21 protein-coding genes and 1 other annotated feature are annotated in these 21,618 nt (G+C 53.9%); of the genes, 12 read left to right on the top strand and 9 right to left on the bottom strand.

Features of this window, described 5'->3' with window-relative positions; genetic code table 11:
* Positions 1-36: 36 nt before the first annotated feature.
* The 3 genes from ACI2J2_RS15265 to ACI2J2_RS15275 are packed head-to-tail and all read right to left on the bottom strand — an operon-like array spanning position 37 to position 2,253.
* Positions 37-1,284, bottom strand: coding sequence for a diguanylate cyclase domain-containing protein (locus ACI2J2_RS15265; protein ID WP_209634944.1), 1,248 nt, complete (start codon positions 1,282-1,284; stop codon positions 37-39).
* The gene (locus ACI2J2_RS15270) at positions 1,281-1,895 is read right to left on the bottom strand and encodes a YfiR family protein (protein WP_209634946.1); all 615 of its coding nucleotides are present in this window, start codon (positions 1,893-1,895) and stop codon (positions 1,281-1,283) included. The genes ACI2J2_RS15265 and ACI2J2_RS15270 overlap by 4 nt, the downstream gene beginning before the upstream one ends.
* Positions 1,879-2,253 (bottom strand): hypothetical protein, encoded by a 375-nt coding sequence (locus ACI2J2_RS15275; protein ID WP_265555815.1) that lies wholly within the window; start codon positions 2,251-2,253, stop codon positions 1,879-1,881. Before ACI2J2_RS15275 ends, ACI2J2_RS15270 begins: the two co-directional genes overlap by 17 nt.
* A gap of 383 nt (positions 2,254-2,636) precedes the next feature.
* On the opposite strand from ACI2J2_RS15275, the gene sltY reads away from it, so the two are divergent.
* Positions 2,637-4,565 carry a murein transglycosylase gene (gene sltY / locus ACI2J2_RS15280; protein ID WP_404760389.1) on the top strand — a complete coding sequence of 643 codons (1,929 nt, stop codon included), beginning with the start codon at positions 2,637-2,639 and terminating at the stop codon, positions 4,563-4,565.
* Positions 4,566-4,620: 55 nt separating this feature from the next.
* Positions 4,621-4,950: a trp operon repressor gene (trpR, locus tag ACI2J2_RS15285; protein WP_209634955.1), complete on the top strand. Its 330-nt coding sequence runs from the start codon at positions 4,621-4,623 to the stop codon at positions 4,948-4,950.
* Positions 4,951-4,967: 17 nt separating this feature from the next.
* Here trpR and yjjX read toward each other — a convergent pair whose 3' ends face one another.
* Positions 4,968-5,507 (bottom strand): inosine/xanthosine triphosphatase, encoded by a 540-nt coding sequence (gene yjjX, locus ACI2J2_RS15290; RefSeq protein WP_404760390.1) that lies wholly within the window; start codon positions 5,505-5,507, stop codon positions 4,968-4,970.
* A 110-nt stretch (positions 5,508-5,617) separates the two neighbouring features.
* Between yjjX and gpmB the strand changes: the two genes are divergently transcribed.
* Entirely contained in the window at positions 5,618-6,265 is a 648-nt protein-coding gene (gene gpmB, locus ACI2J2_RS15295; protein WP_037420628.1) for a 2,3-diphosphoglycerate-dependent phosphoglycerate mutase GpmB, read from the top strand.
* Here gpmB and robA read toward each other — a convergent pair.
* Positions 6,262-7,131: an MDR efflux pump AcrAB transcriptional activator RobA gene (robA, locus tag ACI2J2_RS15300; protein ID WP_209634959.1), complete on the bottom strand. Its 870-nt coding sequence runs from the start codon at positions 7,129-7,131 to the stop codon at positions 6,262-6,264. The two genes, gpmB and robA, sit on opposite strands and share 4 nt — an antisense overlap.
* A gap of 345 nt (positions 7,132-7,476) precedes the next feature.
* Here robA and creA point away from each other — a divergent pair, with 345 nt between their 5' ends.
* Positions 7,477-7,956: a protein CreA gene (creA, locus tag ACI2J2_RS15305; RefSeq protein WP_209634961.1), complete on the top strand. Its 480-nt coding sequence runs from the start codon at positions 7,477-7,479 to the stop codon at positions 7,954-7,956.
* Positions 7,957-7,999: 43 nt separating this feature from the next.
* Here the strand turns inward: creA and arcA are convergent, their stop codons facing one another.
* Complete coding sequence (gene arcA / locus ACI2J2_RS15310; protein ID WP_004949989.1) at positions 8,000-8,716, bottom strand: two-component system response regulator ArcA; 717 nt, start codon at positions 8,714-8,716, stop codon at positions 8,000-8,002.
* Positions 8,717-9,349: 633 nt separating this feature from the next.
* On the opposite strand from arcA, the gene ACI2J2_RS15315 reads away from it, so the two are divergent.
* From ACI2J2_RS15315 to thrC, 5 genes are all read left to right on the top strand, one after another.
* Positions 9,350-10,036 carry a tRNA/rRNA methyltransferase gene (locus ACI2J2_RS15315; RefSeq protein ID WP_209634963.1) on the top strand — a complete coding sequence of 229 codons (687 nt, stop codon included), beginning with the start codon at positions 9,350-9,352 and terminating at the stop codon, positions 10,034-10,036.
* Between the two features lie 212 nt (positions 10,037-10,248).
* Positions 10,249-10,317 (top strand): thr operon leader peptide, encoded by a 69-nt coding sequence (gene thrL, locus ACI2J2_RS15320; protein WP_071998276.1) that lies wholly within the window; start codon positions 10,249-10,251, stop codon positions 10,315-10,317.
* Positions 10,256-10,374, top strand: a sequence feature (Thr leader region). (Overlaps the previous gene by 62 nt.)
* A 25-nt stretch (positions 10,375-10,399) precedes the next feature.
* Entirely contained in the window at positions 10,400-12,859 is a 2,460-nt protein-coding gene (gene thrA, locus ACI2J2_RS15325) for a bifunctional aspartate kinase/homoserine dehydrogenase I (protein ID WP_404760391.1), read from the top strand.
* Between the two features lies 1 nt (position 12,860).
* Positions 12,861-13,790 carry a homoserine kinase gene (thrB, locus tag ACI2J2_RS15330; RefSeq protein WP_265555812.1) on the top strand — a complete coding sequence of 310 codons (930 nt, stop codon included), beginning with the start codon at positions 12,861-12,863 and terminating at the stop codon, positions 13,788-13,790.
* A gap of 3 nt (positions 13,791-13,793) precedes the next feature.
* The gene (thrC, locus tag ACI2J2_RS15335) at positions 13,794-15,083 is read left to right on the top strand and encodes a threonine synthase (protein ID WP_209634970.1); all 1,290 of its coding nucleotides are present in this window, start codon (positions 13,794-13,796) and stop codon (positions 15,081-15,083) included.
* Positions 15,084-15,146: 63 nt separating this feature from the next.
* On the opposite strand, the gene yaaA is transcribed toward thrC, so the two are convergent.
* Together yaaA and ACI2J2_RS15345 are read right to left on the bottom strand one after the other, a co-directional pair.
* Positions 15,147-15,920 carry a peroxide stress protein YaaA gene (yaaA, locus tag ACI2J2_RS15340; RefSeq protein ID WP_265555810.1) on the bottom strand — a complete coding sequence of 258 codons (774 nt, stop codon included), beginning with the start codon at positions 15,918-15,920 and terminating at the stop codon, positions 15,147-15,149.
* A gap of 105 nt (positions 15,921-16,025) precedes the next feature.
* The gene (locus ACI2J2_RS15345) at positions 16,026-17,450 is read right to left on the bottom strand and encodes a sodium:alanine symporter family protein (RefSeq protein ID WP_209634974.1); all 1,425 of its coding nucleotides are present in this window, start codon (positions 17,448-17,450) and stop codon (positions 16,026-16,028) included.
* A 381-nt stretch (positions 17,451-17,831) separates the two neighbouring features.
* Between ACI2J2_RS15345 and tal the strand changes: the two genes are divergently transcribed.
* From tal to ACI2J2_RS15360, 3 genes are all read left to right on the top strand, one after another.
* Entirely contained in the window at positions 17,832-18,785 is a 954-nt protein-coding gene (tal, locus tag ACI2J2_RS15350; protein ID WP_209634976.1) for a transaldolase, read from the top strand.
* A gap of 150 nt (positions 18,786-18,935) precedes the next feature.
* On the top strand, positions 18,936-19,523 hold the full coding sequence (gene mog, locus ACI2J2_RS15355; RefSeq protein ID WP_209634977.1) for a molybdopterin adenylyltransferase: 588 nt from the start codon (positions 18,936-18,938) through the stop codon (positions 19,521-19,523).
* A gap of 124 nt (positions 19,524-19,647) precedes the next feature.
* A complete protein-coding gene (locus tag ACI2J2_RS15360) occupies positions 19,648-20,955 on the top strand; it encodes an MFS transporter (RefSeq protein ID WP_265555809.1) in 1,308 nt (435 codons plus the stop codon).
* Between the two features lie 49 nt (positions 20,956-21,004).
* Here ACI2J2_RS15360 and satP read toward each other — a convergent pair whose 3' ends face one another.
* Positions 21,005-21,604, bottom strand: a complete 600-nt coding sequence (gene satP / locus ACI2J2_RS15365; RefSeq protein ID WP_209634981.1) for an acetate uptake transporter — start codon at positions 21,602-21,604, stop codon at positions 21,005-21,007.
* Between the last annotated feature and the right edge of the window lie 14 nt (positions 21,605-21,618).

Below are 21,618 nucleotides of genomic sequence, written 5' to 3' on the forward strand. Positions count from 1 at the left end.
GATGCAACGCCAATGATGTTGGGTATCGCCGGGGCTTTATTTCTGTATTGCTAGCCGCCAGCCTCCGTTATAACGATGTTTTGCCTGGTACATGGCATCGTCAGCTTCGTGCAAGAGCCCCTGAGGCGTTACCGCATGTTCAGGGTAAAGCGCAATACCGATACTCAGAGAGGAAATCACCGTCTCGTTGTTCGGCAAAATTACCGGTTGGGTCATGCAGTCGATAATGTTATCGGCAATTTGCAGCACATCTTCCGTAGTGTGGACCGGCGCCAACAATACGGCGAACTCATCACCTCCTAAACGTGCCACCAGATCGCTTTCACGCAGTTGCGCGCGAATACGCCCGGCAATGGTGGTCAGTACTACGTCGCCGGCGGCGTGCCCGTAGCTGTCGTTAACTTCCTTGAAGCGGTCGCCGTCTATAAACAGCACCGCCAGTTTTTCTTTTGGCTTAATGTCTCCTAACGCACGGCTCAGTCGGCCTTCAAAGAACGCGCGGTTTGGCAAACCGGTAAGGCTGTCATGGGTCGCCCGGTGCGTCAGTGAGTCATTTTCCTGTTTCAGATGCGCTTGCCAGGCTTCCAGCTCGTCGAGCAGGCCGTTAAAGTCACTGCTCAACTCATGCAGTTCGGCAATGGGGGCAGAAGGCACCCGCAGACCAAATGTACGATCGCGTCGCACCGCATGTGCCACGTTAGCAATATCGTCCAATGAGCTGACAATCCCTAGCAACATGCGGCGGGAAAGAACCAATGAGCACAGCGTACTGAGCACCAGACAGGCGAGCATCCCCACCATACCACGCAGCAGGAAGCGCAGTAGGCTACCCCCATGCCCGCTAAGCCACACTTTACCGACCACTTTGCCTTCATGTGTAATCGGCAGGATCACCGGTTCCGGTAGCGCCCAGTGAGCGACGACTTGCTCCATACCGTGTAAAGGACCGTCTTTAGGATGACGCCAACTGGCGAGCACCTTGCCGTTATTGTTCAGGATTTTTGCTTCTGACACTTCCTCATTGGAGGCGATCAGCACCAGCGCTTCGCGTGCGGCGGTGCGGTCTTCAAACACGACAGCAGCTTCGACGGTATAGCTGATGGAGCGCGCGATCAGGTGCAAGTTGTGGTTGGCATAGGCACGTAGCGCAAACAGCGCGACCAACGTCAGGAAAATCCCGGCGGTGCCGACAGCAATCAACGCCAGTGCAAGATGTACGCGTTGCAACACCCCGCCCAGCGTAGGTCGTGATTGACCCGATCTGTTCTTGCGCAACCACTTCATAACGGAGGCGCCTGTTTGCGTGCCAGTTGAAGCACGTTAGGGTGAACACGTACGCCGCTGCGTGCCAGTGCGTCAAGGTTCACTTTAAAGCTGGCGGTGTCACCTTCGATCTGCAGGCAAAACGCGCTGCCGGCAGAACATTCACCGTCGTTCTCACTGATGCTGAGAATGGAACGTCCGCTAATGCGTTGCATAAAGTTCTGTTTTTGGCTGGCGCTGACATTACCCAGATAGATCACATCACAGCCGGTGCTCAGCAGTGGACTATCGAAGGGAATACGCTCAGTTTTGATTGGCCGAGGGGCGCTCAGTAGAATGGGATCGAACAGGCCCTTGTCATACTGGGTTGGCGCCGTCACGCATAACCGTATCGGGTTGGGTTCACTGTTCCAGCGTGCGTAGCTGATAATGCCAACGACCACGGTGGTAACAGCATGGGTGCGATTTTTATAGGGATCGGCCGTCTCGGGGCTGGCTAAACTGGGAAAGACCAGCAGTGTGGCAAGAAGCAGCGACAATAAGCGACCATAATTTAGACGTGCGCAAATGAAACTCATAAATGAGTTTTTTGCGCAGGTTGCCAATAACGCGGCATTATTCGCCATCTTCATCTGCCATTCCTGCCCACGTCCGCGCACTGTTGCGGCAACGTAACAATGAGAAGCCTGACCCGGTTGAAGGGATAATTATCTTACTGAAAACTGTCAATCGCACTGCCTGATGAACACTATCTAACCCATAATTGGCGCGGATTGTATTATAAGATATCTCGGTTGCGCGCTTTATGTGCCGTTTTCTCGGAATTATCTTATCTTTTTTTAACAGTATAAAAACGTGCACCCGAGTTTGCCAGGCGTTTTCAGCAAAGTTGGTGCAGCAGGTCAGGGATTCAGCGGTTTGCGCAACATCGTTCTTTCGTTGTTCCGACAGTGGAATTCTATGGTGGCTAATAATTTCAAATGACTTCATCTTATTATCGACGTCGTCATTAATAATGGCTGAGCGCGTCATTTTTCAGTGATAACACCTGGCCAAAATGATTAATACGGCAGAAATTGCCGCCGGCTTTATTTTATTTGTCAGCGACGGTAAACCTTTTTTACCTATGGCCCATCGTGACGATAAACTTCTTCTACAGTAGTGAATGGATAAGCAATCGTGCTGTCTATGATAGATGGCTGAGCCGGTCGCTTAGCGCACCCTTTTGTTCTGGCGTGATGACGGTGATTTTCCACGACAGGACGTGAAACACTCGGAGAGCCGATTTCCCCGTCCGTTGACTGCTGGCGTAGCGCGGCAGCGGGGGGCGTCGTCTCTGGCAACACATAAGCATTAGCGAGGAAAGAGTCAGTATGGTCAAGGTAGACAAGTGGCGGTTTTGGGCTGTGGGCCTGTGTCTGACGGCATTTTCGGGCGCGGCATTGGCGGATTCCCTGGATGCCCAGCGTCAACGTTACCTGCAGATTAAGCAGGCGTGGGACAGTAATCAAATGGGTGTCGTGGCACAACTGATGCCGACGTTGCGCGATTATCCACTTTACCCTTACCTGGAGTACCGCGAGCTGACGCAAGATCTCAGCCAGGCGGGGTTCTCTGAGGTGAATGACTTTATTAAGCAGCACCCGACACTGCCGCCTGCCAAATCGTTAGCTCCGCGCTTTGTTAATGAGCTGGCACGGCGTGAAGACTGGCGCAGTCTGTTGGCTTTCAGTCCACAGGCGCCGAAACCTATTGCTGCGCGTTGTAATTATTACTACGCCAAATGGGCCACGGGCGATCAGCAGGCGGCCTGGAGTGGTGCAAGCGACGTTTGGATGAGCGGCAAATCGTTGCCGGGCGCCTGTGACAAGCTGTTCAGCGTTTGGCAGGGGGCGGGTAAGCAAACGCCGTCGCTTATCCTGGAGCGTATGAAGCTGGCACTGAAAGAAGGGAACAGCGGATTGGTGAACAGCCTTTACCGCCAGTTACCCTCAGATTATCAGACAATGGGCGACGCACTGGTACGGCTGCAAAATGATCCGACGACGGTGGAGTCCTTTGCTCGGAGCGTGGGGCCGACTGACTTTACCCGGGCGGCGACCAGCATCGCTTTCGAACGTCTGGCGCGTCAGGATGTCGAAAACGCCCGCGCGATGATCCCAACGCTCGCTCGCCTGCAAAAAATGAGTGACAGCGAACGACTGGGGTTGGAAGAAGCGGTGGCGTGGCGTCTGATGGGCAGTGACGCCACCTTTGAACAGACACAATGGCGCGATAAGGTGATCCTGCGCAGCCAATCCCCCACGCTACTGGAACGCCGTGTGCGCATGGCGCTGGGTAATGGCGATCGCCAAGGCGTAACGACCTGGTTGGCTCGCCTGCCAGAAGAGTCACGTAATAAAGATGAATGGCGCTATTGGCGTGCGAGTATTTTGCTGGACGAGGGCAAACGCAGTGAAGGTGAAGAGATCCTGCGTCGCCTGATGACTGAACGCGGCTTTTATCCCATGGTAGCGGCGCAAAAGCTGAATACGACTTACCCGGTTATGGTCGCTGTGGCGGCGAAACCTCGCGCGTCGCTGGTGGACGGGCCGGAAATTGCCCGTGTGCGTGAGTTGATGTATTGGAATATGGACAATCTGGCGCGCAGCGAGTGGACTTCCTTTGTGGCCAGTCGCAGTCGTCCAGAACAGGAAGCGCTGGCGCGTTATGCTTTCGAGCAGAAATGGGCCGATCTTAGCGTGCAGGCGACCATCGTCGGTAAGTTGTGGGATCACCTGGAAGAGCGTTTCCCGGTGGCCTGGCCGCAAGAGTTCCGTGCTGCGACCGACGACAAGGGGATAACGCCGAGCTATGCCATGGCGATTGCCCGCCAAGAGAGTGCCTGGAATCCAAAAGCGCAATCCCCGGTGGGGGCGAGCGGCCTGATGCAGGTTATGCCGCGAACCGCGCAGCATACCGTTGAAATGTACAATATTCCGGGTTACTCAAGCCCAAGCCAATTACTTGACCCGCGGGTCAACATTACCATCGGCACCAGTTATCTGGAGTACGTTTACCAGCAGTTTGGGCGAAACCGTATTCTGTCGTCGGCGGCTTATAACGCTGGCCCATCCCGCGTAAACACCTGGTTGGGCAACAGTGAAGGGCGAGTCGATGCGGTGGCGTTTGTCGAAAGCATCCCGTTCTCGGAAACCCGTTCTTACGTGAAGAACGTGTTGGCTTACGATGCATTTTATCGCTATCTCATGCACCGACCAGCCAAAGTGCTGACCGATGCGGAGTGGCAGAGGCGTTATTGATTTTGACGGTGCTATGGTATGCTGCTGTACTAGTTAAATAGTATGGTGGCTTGCCATGACGCAATTATCACTTAACGACCCGGCTCTTTCAGAACAAGGTAATGAGGATTGGCTGCGCTTTGTTGCGCTGCTGCAAAACGCGTTTGCACAAGAACTGCATCAGCCTCTGATGCAACTGCTGCTGACGCCAGATGAACGCACGGCGTTAGGCACGCGGGTACGGATCATCCAGGAACTGATGCGCGGTGAGATGAGCCAGCGTGAGCTGAAAAATGAACTGGGGGCAGGCATTGCCACTATCACCCGGGGTTCGAACAGCCTGAAGGCGGCGACACCGGCGCTGAAGCAATGGCTGGAACAGCAGTTGTTGGGCGATACGCAGTAGCGTAACGCCCAACAGGGCTACTTCTGCGGCGCGTTATTGTGGTTTTGGTAGATTGAATTGTGGAAGGGCACCAACGCCAGCAACAGCGCCTGATGGTAAACGCTGGTGCGGCTTAACCGCCCATCGGTAAAGATGCCGATAGCGCCGCCCTGGCGTTTCAATTCAGCATTGCCGGTGATGGCCGCCATCTCGCTCCCCAATTCGCGACCAGCGCGAATTCCCTGTAAAATTGTCTCTGGTAACATCAGGCTGGCTGAGCGCGATTCGCCGCGGGTGTGTGGGTTTTCGACCGTCATCCAGGCGAAAGTCATATTCTCTTCGATGCCTGCTTCCACGCCGACCCAAAAGTCGGCTTCTGGGCGTACTTGCCGCGCTTCCATTACACGCTGGCGTGCCCCGGTGCGGGTTTCGAGATTACCTATGGGTTGCAGTGAGACGCCGCTGGCGACGTCGACTGATTCAATACGGCATTGGCCTGCGCCAAAGGTGTCATCAAAAGCCAACTGAATAGCCTTGATCTTTGCCGGGTTGGTAGTGGCAGCGACAACATGATACATAACGGGTTTGGCATCCTTAAGCTAAGAGCCTATTCAAACGTCAGGCATGTGCGAAAGCGGTTTCTGACGAAGATAAACTCAGGTTTCACGCAGTATAACGGAAAAGCAAAATGTTACAGGTATACCTCGTTCGCCACGGCGAAACGGAATGGAATGCGGCTCGCCGTATCCAAGGCCAGTCCGACAGCCCGTTAACCGCCAACGGTGAACATCAGGCTCGTCTGGTTGCCCAGCGTGTCAGCAAACAAGGCATTACGCATGTGATTACCAGCGATCTCGGGCGCACCCGACGCACTGCACAAATCATCGCAGAGGCTTGCGGCTGCGAGGTGATTAACGATCCACGTTTGCGTGAGTTGCATATGGGGGTGCTGGAAGAGCGCTTGATCGACAGCCTGACGCCGCAGGAAGAACAGTGGCGCAAGCAGATGGTCGATGGTACTGCGGACGGGCGCATCCCTCAAGGCGAATCCATGAGTGAGTTGGGCGAACGTATGCGTGCGGCATTGGAAAGCTGCCTGATGTTGCCTGAGGGCAGCAAACCGCTGATCGTCAGCCACGGTATCGCTTTGGGGTGTTTGATCAGCACCGTACTCGGATTGCCGGCTTATGCTGAACGCCGCCTGCGCCTGCGTAACTGTTCGCTGTCGCGTGTCGACTATCAGCAGAGCCCATGGCTGGCTTCTGGCTGGATCGTTGAAACCGCGGGCGATGTCACGCATTTGGACATGCCCGCGTTGGACGAACTGCAACGCTAACGACGGATCGGGATCAAGTAGTCGCAGTTGATCTCGGTTGGCGGTTGAGGTGGCCTACGGTCACCTTTTGGATAAAAGCGCTCAATGTCGTGCCCTTTACGGCGCGTGAGTTTGAGTGCTGGCAGGCAGGTGCCATACAGGGTCAGAATAAAGTCTTGTAGGCCTGAAGCCGGGCCTTCGTAGCTGAACATGGCATATTCGCCGCCTTGCAGTACGAGCGGCTGGCCTGCCTGTATTTTTGCCGGCACGTGATCAGGCTCCAGCGCTGTGGTGTACAGCACTTCCTGCTCGTCATCCTTTTCCTGGCTTGGGCGCGAATGATGCAACCCGTACAACACCGGTGGCAGCGTGTCTGCTTCGCCCAGATATTGGCGCCAGAACTGGGAACGCAGCTCGGTACGGAAGTTGGATATTTGCTCAAGTGTGCAGGAATAGCTTTGCGTCAGGCCAATCAGATGCTGTTCCGGCAGAGAGATAAACTCAGGCTGCGGCAGGGTAAAGGCACCCAGGCGAATTGGCGGGCAAATGCCGAATGCGCTCCAGTCTTCTGCACGGCGATATAGCGCTGGCGTTTGCGCAAACTGTTTTTTAAATGCGCGTGTGAATGTCTGCTGCGAGTCGAAGCGATACTGTAAGGCGATATCCAGAATAGGTCGGCTGGTTAAACGCAGCGCCACCGCAGCTTTGGATAATCTCCTTGCCCGGATATAAGCGCCGATGGCGTTACCGGTAATATCTTTGAACATCCGTTGTAAATGCCACTTGGAGTAACCCGCTTTAGCCGCCACGTTGTCTAGCGACAAGGGTTGGTCCAGATGGCTTTCCAGCCAGCTAAGCAGATCACGAATGATACCGGCTTGATCCATAGATCTTCCTCGTAGAGCTTTAGGGTAAGGACCCGAACTGTTTATTCATTACGCTGGTGCTTTGCGCTATCAGACCAATCCATGAGCCATTTTGCGTAGCACTCTTTACCTCTTGCTGCGGGTTGCGCAAGAGTTGGATAGGGGCACACCTTAAACGGGCGAAAAGAAATAACGACGCCGCATAATAGCAATTTTTTTCCTCCGAGACTCCCAAAGATTTTTTTCACGCTCTGTGCTAAAAAGATCGGTGCGGACCAGAAGAAAACCTATTCTGTGACCTAAAACATAAACAATATTGATTGCCAGCGCCTATTTCTTTAGGTTCTGGCTATTGGAGTTAAGTGAATGAAAAAAGGATGGATATTTTTGTTTGGTTTAGTTTGCGCAACAGTAAATACGGCGCAGGCTGAACAGGTTGGGTCAGTCGACACGGTATTCAAACTCTTTGGTCCAGACCACAAAATTGTCGTGGAAGCGTTCGACGATCCTGATGTCAAAAATGTAACTTGTTATATCAGCCGGGCAAAAACCGGTGGCATTAAAGGCGGGCTGGGATTAGCGGAAGACACTGCGGATGCGGCCATTTCTTGCCAGCAGGTTGGGCCCATTGAGCTGAACGATAAAATTAAGAATGGCAAGGCGGAAGGTACCGTCGTGTTCCAGAAACGAACATCGTTGGTGTTTAAGAAGCTGCAGGTCGTGCGTTTCTACGATGCGACACGCAATGCGTTGATTTATCTGAGCTATTCAGACCGAGTGGTGGATGGTTCACCGAAGAACGCGTTGAGTGCGGTGCCGATCATCCCTTGGGGTGAGGCAAAATAAGATTTGGGGTTCGAGGGAACCCCAACTATTTAACGCGGGAGACTTACTCTTCCAGATCGCCGCAGAAACGGTAACCTTCACCGTGAATGGTGGCGATAATTTCTGGTGTGTCAGGCGTTGATTCGAAGTGCTTGCGGATGCGACGGATGGTCACGTCCACGGTACGGTCATGCGGCTTCAGCTCACGGCCGGTCATTTTCTTCAGCAGTTCGCCACGGGATTGGATCTTGCCCGGGTTTTCGCAGAAGTGCAGCATGGCGCGGAATTCACTGCGCGGCAGTTTGTACTGTTCGCCAGCTGGGCTGATCAGTGAGCGGCTATTGATGTCCAGCTCCCAACCGTTGAATTTATAGCTTTCAACCAGGCGGCGTTCTTCGCCGACGCTGCCCAGGTTCATGGTACGAGACAGCAGGTTGCGTGCGCGAATGGTCAGTTCACGCGGGTTGAACGGCTTGGTGATATAGTCATCAGCGCCGATTTCCAATCCGAGGATCTTATCAACTTCGTTATCACGACCGGTCAGGAACATCAGCGCGACGCTAGCCTGTTCACGCAGTTCGCGCGCCAGCAGCAGGCCGTTTTTGCCTGGCAGATTGATGTCCATGATAACCAGATTGATATCATTTTCAGACAGGATGTTGTGCATTTCTGCACCATCATTGGCTTCATGAACAACGTAGCCTTCCGCCTCGAAAATGCTCTTCAGGGTGTTACGAGTGACTAACTCGTCTTCGACAATCAGAATGTGCGGGGTCTGCATATTTGCTACCTAAAATTGCCAACAAAATAGAAAATAGGAAGTACAGAAGTCTTTGTTTTCTTGGCGGAGGGCAGAGATTAGCGCTCACGTTCCCTCTTAACAAATGACTACAGTACGTAAACTCGTTCTTGATGCACTTTCCATCTCATGTCAACAAGATCGCTAGCTTGGTGGGGGTGCTATTCCCTACAACCCCAAAGGTGCCAAAACGGCGCATATCCTAACCCTATTAACAGCAATATAACAGTGCGTACCGAATTCATCACCCAACAAAACTAAGCTTTGTTGACATATATCAAATTCAATTGTAGCACGTTAACAGTTTTGTGAAAAACACTTACAGAAATGCCAGTTTAAGTCACAGAAGCATAAATTCTGTGTACGATTCAGCATTGTCGCGCCTAATGGGGTAGAATTATCGGCTTATTGATAAAGGGGGGCTTTTAACACTTTGATTTATAATGGTAGTAAATCATAAGCAGCAATAATATGTATTACACTCTCTTTATCAGGCCAATAACGCATTTAACCCTATCTATCGTGGCTGTCGGGATTATTGTTGCACGCTTGTAAATATAATCAGACTATCCTGAACAGTCAAAAACTCGCAATCCCTCATTCTGTGGAGTATTGATGCAGCTTCATATTGTTTTAGTGGCTCCGGCACGGCCGGAAAACGTCGGCGCTGCGGCGCGGGCGATGAAAACCATGGGCTTTACTTCGTTACGTATTGTCGATAGCGACGCGCACTTGCAGCCGGCGGCGCGCTGGGTCGCCCATGGGGCAGGGGATATCCTTGACGGCGTGCAAACTTTTTCAACGCTCGAGCAGGCGCTGGCGGATGTTGATTTCACGGTAGCGACCACCGCTCGCAGCCGCGCACGCTTCCACTATTACTGTACGCCCCAGCAGTTACTGGGTCAGTTGGACGAACGCCGTGAGTGGGTAGGCCAGGCTGCGCTGGTGTTTGGTCGTGAAGATTCCGGTTTGACCAACGAAGAATTGGAATTGGCCGATCTGCTCACCGGTGTGCCAATGAAGGCGGATTACCCCTCCTTGAATCTTGGCCAGGCGGTGATGGTGTATTGCTACCAACTGTCAGCGCTGATGGACGTTAGTGCACCACAGGAGCCGGTGGCTAACGAAGGCCAACTTAAGGCGCTGCGTCAGCGTGCCGAAGGTTTACTCGGCGCATTAGGGGTCAGTGATGACCAAAAATTGCGAGACTGGCTGCATCAACGGCTCGGTGCTTTGCAGCAGCGGGACACGGCGATGCTGCATACGTTGTTGCACGACATCGAAAAAAAACTGACAAAGTGACACCCACAAACATGGCTTATTATGCAGTGTGATCCACTGCAAAATTGCTTGCTGTCTGTGTTTTTATTCTGTCATTTGGCTTTTCAGCTCTCTCATTGCTCAATGGCCCCTTTGGGGAATAAATAAGCAAAAATAAGAAATAATTTGACTTGGGATAGCGATTGCTTTAACCAATAGAGGGGACAGAGTATTTAATGAGACAGACAGAAAAAATGCGAAACATCAGCCTGAACACAACAATTATTACCACCACCGATACCACAGGTAACGGGGCGGGCTGACGCGTACAGGAAACAAAAGAAAAAAGCCCGCACCTAACCAGTGCGGGCTTTTTTTTCGGCTTAAATTCGGGAGAGATAAGAAATGCGAGTGCTGAAATTTGGCGGAACCTCGGTAGCGAATGCAGAACGTTTTCTGCGCGTCGCCGACATCATGGAAAGTAACGCACGTCAGGGACAGGTGGCCACGGTATTGTCCGCTCCGGCTAAAATCACCAACCACTTGGTGGCGATGATTGACAAAACGGTAGCAGGGCAAGACATTCTGCCAAATATGAGCGATGCAGAACGCATTTTCGCTGACTTGCTGAGCGGTTTGACACAGGCATTACCTGGCTTTGAATATGATCGTCTCAAGACCTTGGTCGATCATGAGTTCGCTCAACTCAAGCAGGTACTGCACGGCGTTGCACTGCTCGGACAATGCCCGGACAGCGTGAATGCGGCTATCATCTGCCGCGGTGAGAAGCTCTCCATCGCTATCATGGAAGGCGTGTTTCGTGCCAAAGGTTTCCCGGTCACGGTGATCAACCCGGTAGAGAAATTGCTGGCCCAGGGGCACTATCTGGAATCTACGGTGGACATCGCCGAATCCACACTGCGCATTGCGGCGTCGGCGATTCCTGCGGATCACATTGTGCTGATGGCCGGTTTCACCGCCGGTAATGATAAAGGTGAACTGGTGGTGCTTGGCCGTAACGGTTCTGATTACTCTGCTGCGGTGCTGGCTGCTTGTCTGCGTGCCGACTGTTGTGAGATCTGGACTGACGTCGATGGTGTCTACACCTGCGATCCACGCACCGTGCCGGACGCCAGGTTATTGAAGTCGATGTCGTATCAGGAAGCGATGGAGCTTTCCTACTTCGGCGCCAGCGTACTTCACCCCCGCACTATTGCCCCGATTGCCCAGTTCCAAATCCCTTGTCTGATTAAAAATACCGCCAACCCGCAAGCCCCAGGCACGTTAATCGGCGGTGAAAATCTGGATACAGATACCCCGGTTAAAGGCATCACCAATCTGAACAACATGGCGATGATCAACGTTTCCGGGCCAGGGATGAAGGGCATGGTCGGCATGGCTGCGCGGGTGTTCGCCGTGATGTCGCGTGCAGGTATTTCGGTGGTGCTGATTACCCAGTCCTCTTCCGAATACAGCATCAGCTTCTGTGTGCCGCAAAATGAACTGCAGCGTGCGCGTCGAGCACTGGAGGACGAGTTCTATCTTGAATTGAAAGATGGGCTGCTGGAGCCGCTGGACGTCATGGAGAAACTGGCGATTATTTCGGTAGTCGGCGATGGCATGCGTACTCTCCGGGGGATTTCGGCCAGTTTCTTCTCGGCACTGGCGCGCGCCAATATTAACATTGTCGCTATTGCCCAAGGGTCTTCAGAACGTTCTATTTCGGTTGTGGTGAGCAATGATTCCGCGACGACCGGTGTTCGTGTCTGCCACCAGATGTTGTTCAACACCGATCAGGTGATTGAGGTCTTTGTCATCGGTGTCGGTGGCGTGGGTGGCGCATTGATCGAGCAGATTTACCGCCAGCAGCCGTGGTTAAAACAAAAGCATATCGATCTGCGCGTGTGCGGGATCGCCAATTCCCGCGCCATGTTAACCAACGTACACGGCATCGCTTTGGAAAGCTGGCGCGACGAGCTGGCCGGTGCACAGGAGCCGTTCAATCTTGGCCGTTTGATTCGTCTGGTGAAGGAGTATCACCTGCTGAACCCGGTGATTGTTGACTGTACCTCCAGCCAGGCGGTTGCCGACCAATATGCGGATTTCCTCGCCGACGGTTTCCACGTAGTGACGCCGAACAAAAAGGCCAATACCTCGTCGATGAACTACTACCAGCAATTGCGCACCGCTGCAGCCGGTTCGCGCCGCAAGTTCCTGTACGATACCAACGTCGGTGCGGGCCTGCCGGTGATCGAGAACTTGCAGAACCTGTTGAACGCGGGTGACGAACTGACGCGTTTCTCCGGTATTCTCTCCGGTTCACTGTCCTTTATTTTTGGTAAGTTGGATGAAGGGATGTCGTTGTCGGCGGCGACTCAACAGGCTAAGGAAAAAGGGTACACCGAACCGGATCCGCGGGATGACCTGTCCGGTATGGATGTCGCGCGCAAGTTGCTGATCCTGGCGCGCGAAGCGGGCTACAAACTGGAGTTGGCGGATATCGACGTAGAGTCGGTGTTGCCGCCGTCCTTTGACGCTTCTGGCGATGTGGATGCTTTTATGGCGCGCCTGCCGGAGCTGGATAACGAGTACGCTCGCAACGTGGCCAATGCCACCGAACAGGGCAAGGTATTGCGCTATGTCGGCGTGATCGAAAATGGCCGCTGTCAGGTACGTATAGATGCGGTAGACGGCAACGATCCGTTGTATAAAGTGAAGAACGGCGAGAACGCCTTGGCTTTCTACAGCCGTTACTATCAGCCGTTGCCGTTGGTGCTGCGTGGCTATGGCGCCGGTAACGATGTGACCGCAGCGGGTGTCTTTGCTGACTTGCTGCGCACACTGTCATGGAAGTTGGGAGTTTAATATGGTTAAGGTGTATGCGCCGGCCTCAATTGGCAACGTGAGCGTCGGTTTCGACGTCCTGGGCGCCGCGGTATCCCCGATCGACGGGACTTTGCTGGGCGATTGCGTCAGCGTAGAGGCCGCCGAAACGTTCAGTTTGCAGAATGCCGGCCGTTTCGTCAGCAAGCTGCCGGACGACCCGAAAGAGAATATCGTTTACCAATGCTGGGAGCGTTTCTGCCAGGAGATGGGTCAACAGATCCCGGTGGCGATGCGACTTGAGAAGAATATGCCGATAGGTTCCGGGTTGGGCTCAAGTGCCTGCTCAGTGGTTGCAGGATTGATGGCGATGAACGAATTCTGCAACCGCCCATTGGATAGAATGACCCTGCTGGGCCTGATGGGCGAGCTGGAAGGCCGTATCTCCGGCAGCGTGCATTACGATAATGTGGCGCCTTGCTACCTTGGCGGCCTGCAGTTGATGCTGGAAGAAGAAGGCTTCATCAGCCAGGAAGTGCCATGCTTTAAAGACTGGCTGTGGGTGATGGCCTATCCAGGCATCAAGGTATCCACCGCCGAAGCGCGTGCGATCTTGCCCGCGCAGTATCGTCGTCAGGACTGCATCAGCCACGGCCGTTATCTGGCGGGTTTTATCCATGCCTGCCACACCCAACAACCGCAGCTGGCCGCCAAACTGATGCAGGATGTGATTGCCGAACCGTATCGCACCCGCCTGTTGCCGGGCTTTGCCGAGGCGCGCAAGGCTGCGCAGGATATCGGCGCGTTGGCCTGCGGTATTTCCGGCTCAGGCCCGACGCTGTTTGCCGTTTGCAACGACAGCGCGACCGCGCAACGCATGGCCGACTGGCTGACTCATCACTATCTGCAAAACGACGAAGGTTTTGTTCATATTTGCCGTCTGGATACCGCAGGCGCACGACTACTGGGATAACGCATGAAACTGTACAACCTTAAGGATCACAACGAGCAGGTCAGCTTCGCACAGGCGATCAAACAGGGCCTGGGTAAACAGCAAGGGCTGTTTTTCCCGCTGGAGCTGCCGGAATTTGAGCTGACGGAAATCGACCAGTTGCTGGAACAGGATTTTGTCACGCGCAGCAGCCGTATTCTGTCGGCGTTTATTGGTGATGAAGTTTCTGAAGAAGCATTGCATAAGCGTGTGGCGGCGGCCTTTGAGTTCCCAGCGCCGGTCGCGCAAGTCGAAGATGACATTGCCTGTCTGGAACTGTTCCATGGCCCAACGCTGGCGTTCAAAGACTTCGGCGGCCGCTTTATGGCGCAAATGTTGGCGGAAGTCGCGGGCGATCAGCCTGTGACTATTTTGACCGCGACGTCTGGCGATACGGGGGCCGCGGTAGCGCATGCGTTCTATGGCCTGAAGAATGTGCGCGTAGTGATTCTGTATCCGCAGGGCAAAATCAGCCCGCTGCAGGAAAAGTTGTTCTGTACCCTGGGTGGCAACATCCATACCGTGGCGATCGACGGCGACTTCGATGCTTGCCAGGCACTGGTGAAGCAGGCATTTGACGATCAGGAATTGAAAGACGCTCTGCATTTGAACTCGGCTAACTCTATTAATATCAGCCGGCTGCTGGCGCAGATTTGTTATTACTTCGAAGCGGTAGCGCAACTGCCGCAAGAAGCACGCAATCAGTTGGTTGTCTCGGTGCCTAGCGGCAACTTCGGTGATTTGACTGCCGGTTTGCTGGCAAAATCGTTGGGCCTGCCGGTGAAGCGTTTTATCGCAGCGACCAATGCCAATGATACTGTGCCGCGTTTCCTGACTCACGGGCAGTGGCAGCCGCACGCCACCGTGGCGACGCTGTCGAATGCGATGGATGTTAGCCAGCCGAACAACTGGCCGCGGGTAGAGGAACTGTTCCGTCGTAAGATCTGGCAACTGAAAGAGCTGGGTCACGCAACGGTCAGTGACGAGACCACCAAGGACAGCATGCGTGAGCTGGCGCAATTGGGCTATCTCTCCGAACCTCATGCGGCAATTGCGTACCGCGCATTGCGCGACCAGTTGCAGGACGGTGAGTTTGGTCTGTTCCTGGGGACCGCGCATCCAGCCAAGTTTAAAGAGAGCGTAGAGGAGATTCTGGGTCAGGAACTGCCATTGCCAAAAGCATTGGCACTGCGTGCCGATTTGCCGTTGCTGTCTCATAACCTGCCAGCTGGGTTCAGCGAACTGCGTAAGTTCCTGATGGCCTTACCAGCCTGATTCTGATGAGCTCATAAAATCAAAAAGCCGTCATTACGACGGCTTTTTTGTGGGCGAGGTTTATTACTGCTCTGGGCGTTTGAACACCAGTTCGTTGCCCTTGGAGCCGGCTTCATCAAAGGCGTAGCCTTCGAGGTTGAAGCCAAGTAGCTGTTCGCGCTGGGTCAGGCGGTTTTTGATGATATAGCGGCTCATCAACCCACGCGCCTTCTTGGCGTAGAAGCTGATCACTTTGTATTTGCCGTTCTTCTCGTCGAGGAACACCGGTTTAATCAGTGTGCCGTGCAGTTTGGCTGGTTTCACGGATTTGAAGTATTCGTCTGACGCCAGGTTGACTACCACGTCGTCCCCCTGTTGTTCCAATGCCTCGTTGAGCTTTTTAGTAATTTGCTCGCCCCAGAAACTGTACAGATCTTTGCCCTTGGCGTTTTCCAGCTTGATGCCCATCTCCAGACGGTAAGGCATCATCAGGTCGAGCGGACGCAGCACGCCGTACAGCCCGGACAGCATGCGCAGATGCTGTTGGGCAAAATCAAAGTCGTCTTCGCTAAAGTCTTGTGCGTGCAAGCCAGTATAGACATCGCCTTTAAAAGCCAGCAGTGCCTGGCGGGCATTGTCGGGGGTAAATTTTGGCTGCCAGTCACCAAAGCGAGCGGCGTTCAGCCCGGCCAGTTTGTCGCTGATGCCCATCAACGTAGAAATTTGTACCGGCGTGAGGTCACGGCAGATTTTGATCAACTGCTTAGATTTATCCAGCAGCTCCGGCTGTGTGAAGCGTTCTGTCGCCAGCGGGCTTTCGTAATCAAGAGTTTTTGCAGGTGAAATAATAACGAGCATGGCCAGATCCTGTTTATCCAAGAACGAGTACTGTAGCAAAAAGCGCGGAAAAAAGGGGCAATGGGTGTGATAGGCAGGGCGCGTGCCAGACGCGCCCGCAAAAAATTAATGCTTGTCCCACACGCCCGGTTCAAGCTGGGATTTCAGTTCGGGGAAGCGATTGGCGTCGAACGTGGGCAATTGCCCCAGCGTTCGCTGACGGTGGTAATCATTCGCCAGCTTCAGCGCTACCCGTGACAGCAGCAAGATTGCTGTCAGGTTGGTAATGGCCATCAACGCCATTGAGGTATCTGCCATTTTCCATACCACAGGCAGTTCTGCCAGCGCGCCAAACATCACCATGCCTAGCGCGGCGCAACGGAAAATCAGCAGACCCGCCGGATGATTGCGTTCCAGAAAAACCAGATTGCTCTCGGCATAGGCATAGTTGGCAATAATAGAGGTAAAGGCGAAAAAGAAAATGGCGATGGCCACAAACGGCGAGCCCCAACTGCCGACGGCGGCGGAGAGTGCCCGCTGTGTCATGTCGATACCACTGATGTTGGCTACCGGTTGGTCCAATACGCCAGAGGACAGAATGATTGCGGCGGTCGCGCTGCAAATCACGATGGTATCAATAAATACCCCGAGCATTTGTACATAACCCTGAGAAGCAGGGTGCGGAGGATAGGGGGAAGCGGAAGCCGCCGCATTGGGGGCAGAACCCATGCCGGCCTCGTTGGAAAACAGGCCGCGCTGAACGCCCTGAGTCATTGCCTGCGAAATACCGTAACCGACGGCACCTGCTGCCGCTTCCTGTAGCCCGAAAGCGCTTTTGACCACCAGTGACAGGATAGCCGGCATATGCTCAATGTTATGACCAATCACCCAGAACGCCAGCAGCAGGTAAGCGGCCGCCATCAAGGGGACGATCAACTCAGCCACGCGGGCGACGGAACGGATGCCGCCAAAGATCACTGCGCCGCTCAGGATCACCAGGCCGATACCGACATACAGAGGTTCTATATGGAAGGCGACGGCGGAAGCCTGAGCGATGGAGTTGGCTTGCACGGCGTTGAATACCAGGCCAAAGGCAATGATCAAAAAGATTGAGAACAATACGCCCATCCAGCGCATGCCCAGACCTTTCTCCATATAATAAGCCGGACCGCCACGGTAGTTACCCTGGTCGTCTTTGGTTTTGTAGAGCTGCGCCAGGCTACTTTCTACAAAGGACGTGGCCATGCCGATAAATGCCACAACCCACATCCAGAAGATGGCACCAGGGCCACCGGCGGTGAGGGCGATCGCTACTCCCGTCAGGTTACCGGTGCCAACACGGGCCGCGAGGGTAGTACAGAGCGCTTGAAAGGAGGAAATGCCAGCACTGTCGCTCTTGTTGCTGTGTTTCAGTATCGAGAACATATGGCTGAAATGGCGGACCTGAATAAAGCGGGTGCGCAGCGTGAAATAAATGCCTGTACCCAACAGCAAATAAATCAGTACCGAACCCCACAAGATATTATTGATAAAATTCATTAGGTCCGTCACGGATCCCTCCTTGTTGAAATTTGTTGCGCACCACGCCGTATCCACCGCGGGTGAAAAGACATTGATTGAATTTTTACAAGAGCTTAGCTGAGATCAGCCGGAGTCTGAGCAATTGAGATTTTTCTCAGATTTTGTCACCCATTGCACTAATTTTCGCGAATTTAACATAATTTATTCAATCGATAGCACGTTATTGCCTTTTCATCAGCTCGGGAATGGCGAAAGATAGTGGCGTAAACGGTTGCTCGCTCAAGGATAAAACGGGCGTCGCCAGGCCGTGATTTTCCAGCCTTGCACCGGGCCTTGCGCATGTTATTATCAGGGCAGGGCATGGTTGAACGATGCCAAAAGTTCATGCACACACGATGAGATAATGCCAACATGACCGATAAATTAACTTCCCTGCGCCAACTGACTACCGTGGTTGCAGATACGGGCGATATCGCGGCAATGAAGCTGTATCAACCGCAAGATGCTACGACCAACCCTTCGCTGATCCTCAATGCAGCCCAAATTCCTGAATACCGCAAACTGATTGACGAAGCCATTGCCTGGGCACGTGAGCAGAGCAGCGATCGCGAACAGCAGATTGCCGATGCCGCCGACAAGCTGGCAGTCAACATCGGTCTGGAGATCCTGAAACTGGTGCCGGGCCGTATCTCCACTGAAGTGGACGCGCGTTTGTCTTACGACACTGAAGCCAGCGTTGCCAAAGCCAAGCGACTGATCAAACTGTACAACGATGCCGGTATCAGCAACGATCGTATCTTGATCAAACTGGCTTCTACCTGGCAGGGCATCCGCGCCGCGGAGCAGCTGGAAAAAGCAGGCATCAACTGTAACCTGACACTGCTGTTCTCCTTCGCTCAGGCGCGTGCCTGTGCTGAAGCTGGCGTGTTCCTGATTTCTCCGTTTGTTGGCCGTATCCTCGACTGGTACAAAGCGAATGGCGACAAGAAAGAGTTCGCGCCAAACGAAGATCCAGGTGTGGTTTCCGTTACTGAGATTTACCAGTATTACAAAGAGCACGGTTACAAAACCGTGGTGATGGGCGCGAGCTTCCGTAACGTCGGCGAAATCATCGAACTGGCTGGCTGTGACCGTCTGACCATCGCCCCTGCGCTGCTGAAAGAGCTGGCAGAAAGCGAAGGCACGCTGGAGCGTAAACTGTCCTACACGGGCGAAGTGAAAGCGCGTCCTACAGCGTTGACTGAGCCTGAGTTCTACTGGCAGCACAACCAGGATCCAATGGCCGTTGAGAAACTGACCGACGGTATCCGCAAGTTTGCTGTAGACCAGGGTAAGCTCGAAAAAATGATCGCCGATCTGCTGTAATTTTCGCAATCAGCGCAGAAAAAGGTGGCTTAGGCCGCCTTTTTTTATGCCCGCAGATCCCGGTAGCGGGCAGACACTTTATACTCTCTGGATTCATAACAGGGCAGGAAATGAACCCGCCCGAACCCCATCAGGCTGTAGAGGTTACGCATGGACATATTACGTATTGGTTTGGTTTCCGTTTCTGACCGCGCTTCTGGCGGCGTTTACCAGGATAAAGGCATACCGGCGCTGGAAGAATGGCTGGCCACAGCGCTGGCGACGCCGTTCAAAGTGGAAACCAGGCTGATCCCCGATGAGCAAACGTTGATCGAACAAACCCTGTGTGAGCTGGTGGATGAAATGGGCTGCCATTTGGTGCTGACGACCGGCGGTACCGGCCCGGCACGCCGTGATGTGACCCCCGATGCCACGTTGGCGATTGCCGATCGCGTGATGCCCGGCTTCGGCGAGCAAATGCGTCAAATCAGCCTACACTATGTGCCAACGGCAATTCTTTCGCGTCAGGTGGGGGCGATCCGCAAGCAGGCGTTGATCATCAATCTGCCGGGGCAACCCAAGTCGATCAAGGAAACGCTGGAAGGGGTTAAGGATGAGCAGGGTAAGGTGGTTGTGCACGGTATTTTCGCCAGCGTGCCGTACTGCATACAGCTGCTTGAAGGACCTTATGTGGAAACGCATGCCGCGGTGGTAGCAGCATTTCGTCCTAAGAATGCGCGTCGCGAGATAAACCTCTAAATTTCAGCGATATGTGGGATAAATCCCAGCCGATCTGGTGTGAAATAAATTTGCCGTTATAGTAAGGATTCGTTTACAGAAAGCCTCTGGCTTTTATTTTAACAGTCTCCTCCGACGGTACTCTATGCCTCTCGATAATAATCGCCGGTTAAACCGGCAAGACTACAAAACTCTGACGTTAGCCGCCTTGGGCGGTGCGTTAGAGTTCTATGACTTCATCATTTTTGTCTTCTTTGCCGCGGTTATGGGTGAGCTATTCTTCCCGGCAGATATGCCGGAATGGCTACGCCAGGTACAGACCTTCGGCATCTTTGCCGCAGGCTATCTGGCGCGCCCGCTGGGTGGCATCGTGATGGCGCACTTTGGCGATCGGGTCGGCCGCAAAAAAATGTTCAGCCTGAGTATTTTACTGATGGCGTTGCCTACGTTGGGCATGGGTCTGTTACCGACCTACGCCAGTATTGGCATTGCCGCACCACTGCTGCTGCTGCTGATGCGCGTACTGCAAGGGGCGGCTATCGGTGGTGAGGTCCCCGGCGCATGGGTGTTTGTTGCCGAGCACGTGCCGCGCCGCCGTATTGGTTTTGCCTGCGGTACGCTGACTGCCGGTCTGACCGTCGGTATTTTGCTGGGGTCGTTGGTGGCGACGGTAATCAATACCACGCTCAGTCAACAGACCATTATTGACGGCGGCTGGCGCCTGCCGTTCCTGCTGGGCGGTATTTTCGGTCTGGTGGCAATGTATCTGCGCCGTTGGTTACAGGAAACGCCAATATTTATCGAGATGCAGGCGCGGAAAGCCTTGGCGGAGGAGCTGCCGCTGAAATCGGTGGTACTTAACCATCGCAAAGAGGTTGTGGTGTCAATGCTGCTGACCTGGCTGTTGTCCGCCGGCATTGTGGTGGTGATCCTGATGACGCCGACCTATTTGCAAAAACAGTTCGGCATCGCCCCGGCGCTGTCACTGCAAGCTAACAGTATCGCCACCATTATGCTGATTGCCGGTTGTATTATTGCGGGGTTGTCGGCGGATCGTTTCGGCGCTAGCAAAACCTTTATCGTTGGCAGCTTGCTGTTGGCTGGCTGCAGCTGGCTGTTTTATCGGACGGTGGGAGAGCACCCGGAAATGCTGTTCGCCTGCTATGCGCTGGTAGGTTTCAGCGTGGGTGTCGTCGGGGCTGTACCCTATGTCATGGTGCGGGCTTTCCCAGCGGAAGTGCGGTTTACCGGGATTTCGTTCTCATATAATGTTGCATACGCTATTTTCGGGGGTTTAACCCCAGTATTTGTGACGTTGATCATGAAGTTAACCCCGTTAGCGCCTGCTTACTATGTACTGGCGCTGTCAGGTATCGGGTTGCTGCTGGGAATGTACCTGCACCGTGACCTGAACAGTGAGACCAAGGCGCAGCGTGCCCGCTCTTACAGCTAAAAAAAAGCCCTGCAATAAGTGCAGGGCTTTTTGTTTCAGACGGCGGTGATTATGCCGCTGCCCGAATGGGTTCTACATTGTTGACGTCGGGTTCGCCAATCGGCAGAACCTTACGGCCAAATTGCTCGTTGAGCACTTCTGCCATTGCCAGGTAAATGGCACTGGCACCGCAGATAATGCCTTCATAACCAGCAACGTTCAGCAGGGCATGATTGCCCGTGATATTGCCGATCGCCAGCAAGGCGAACAGCAGCGTCAGGCTGCCGAACACAAACTGCAGCACGCGGTTAGCGCGCAACGTGCCGAAGAACATGAACAGAGTGAAGACACCCCACAGCGCCAGATAAATACCCAGTACGCTGGCGTCGGTCGGTTCTGCCAGACCCAGGCGCGGCAGCAGCAGCAGGCCCACCAGGCTCAGCCAGAAGCTGCCATAAGAGATAAAGGCAGTCATGCCGAAGGTGTTTCCCTTCTTGTATTCCAGCAGGCCGGCCATAATTTGGGCCAACCCACCGAAGAAAATCCCCATGCTGATAATGGCGGAATTCAATGGGAAAAAGCCCGCGTTGTGCAGGTTCAGCAAGACGGTGGTCATCCCGAAGCCCATCAGGCCGAGAGGGCCGGGATTCGCCAACTTGTTGGTGTGCATAAGTCCTCTGCAAT

This window comes from Serratia sp. NPDC087055, from assembly GCF_044900985.1.
In the GTDB taxonomy this organism is placed as follows: Bacteria; Pseudomonadota; Gammaproteobacteria; order Enterobacterales; family Enterobacteriaceae; genus Serratia.

What these genes read in the sequence shown, in the direction of transcription:
- ACI2J2_RS15265 (WP_209634944.1), bottom strand. Translation starts at nt 1,284, where the DNA reads ATGAAGTGGTTGCGCAAGAACAGATCGGGTCAATCACGACCTACGCTG.
- ACI2J2_RS15270 (WP_209634946.1), bottom strand. Translation starts at nt 1,895, where the DNA reads ATGAAGATGGCGAATAATGCCGCGTTATTGGCAACCTGCGCAAAAAAC.
- ACI2J2_RS15275 (WP_265555815.1), bottom strand. Translation starts at nt 2,253, where the DNA reads ATGAAGTCATTTGAAATTATTAGCCACCATAGAATTCCACTGTCGGAA.
- sltY (WP_404760389.1), top strand. Translation starts at nt 2,637, where the DNA reads ATGGTCAAGGTAGACAAGTGGCGGTTTTGGGCTGTGGGCCTGTGTCTG.
- trpR (WP_209634955.1), top strand. Translation starts at nt 4,621, where the DNA reads ATGACGCAATTATCACTTAACGACCCGGCTCTTTCAGAACAAGGTAAT.
- yjjX (WP_404760390.1), bottom strand. Translation starts at nt 5,507, where the DNA reads ATGTATCATGTTGTCGCTGCCACTACCAACCCGGCAAAGATCAAGGCT.
- gpmB (WP_037420628.1), top strand. Translation starts at nt 5,618, where the DNA reads ATGTTACAGGTATACCTCGTTCGCCACGGCGAAACGGAATGGAATGCG.
- robA (WP_209634959.1), bottom strand. Translation starts at nt 7,131, where the DNA reads ATGGATCAAGCCGGTATCATTCGTGATCTGCTTAGCTGGCTGGAAAGC.
- creA (WP_209634961.1), top strand. Translation starts at nt 7,477, where the DNA reads ATGAAAAAAGGATGGATATTTTTGTTTGGTTTAGTTTGCGCAACAGTA.
- arcA (WP_004949989.1), bottom strand. Translation starts at nt 8,716, where the DNA reads ATGCAGACCCCGCACATTCTGATTGTCGAAGACGAGTTAGTCACTCGT.
- ACI2J2_RS15315 (WP_209634963.1), top strand. Translation starts at nt 9,350, where the DNA reads ATGCAGCTTCATATTGTTTTAGTGGCTCCGGCACGGCCGGAAAACGTC.
- thrA (WP_404760391.1), top strand. Translation starts at nt 10,400, where the DNA reads ATGCGAGTGCTGAAATTTGGCGGAACCTCGGTAGCGAATGCAGAACGT.
- thrB (WP_265555812.1), top strand. Translation starts at nt 12,861, where the DNA reads ATGGTTAAGGTGTATGCGCCGGCCTCAATTGGCAACGTGAGCGTCGGT.
- thrC (WP_209634970.1), top strand. Translation starts at nt 13,794, where the DNA reads ATGAAACTGTACAACCTTAAGGATCACAACGAGCAGGTCAGCTTCGCA.
- yaaA (WP_265555810.1), bottom strand. Translation starts at nt 15,920, where the DNA reads ATGCTCGTTATTATTTCACCTGCAAAAACTCTTGATTACGAAAGCCCG.
- tal (WP_209634976.1), top strand. Translation starts at nt 17,832, where the DNA reads ATGACCGATAAATTAACTTCCCTGCGCCAACTGACTACCGTGGTTGCA.
- mog (WP_209634977.1), top strand. Translation starts at nt 18,936, where the DNA reads ATGGACATATTACGTATTGGTTTGGTTTCCGTTTCTGACCGCGCTTCT.
- ACI2J2_RS15360 (WP_265555809.1), top strand. Translation starts at nt 19,648, where the DNA reads ATGCCTCTCGATAATAATCGCCGGTTAAACCGGCAAGACTACAAAACT.
- satP (WP_209634981.1), bottom strand. Translation starts at nt 21,604, where the DNA reads ATGCACACCAACAAGTTGGCGAATCCCGGCCCTCTCGGCCTGATGGGC.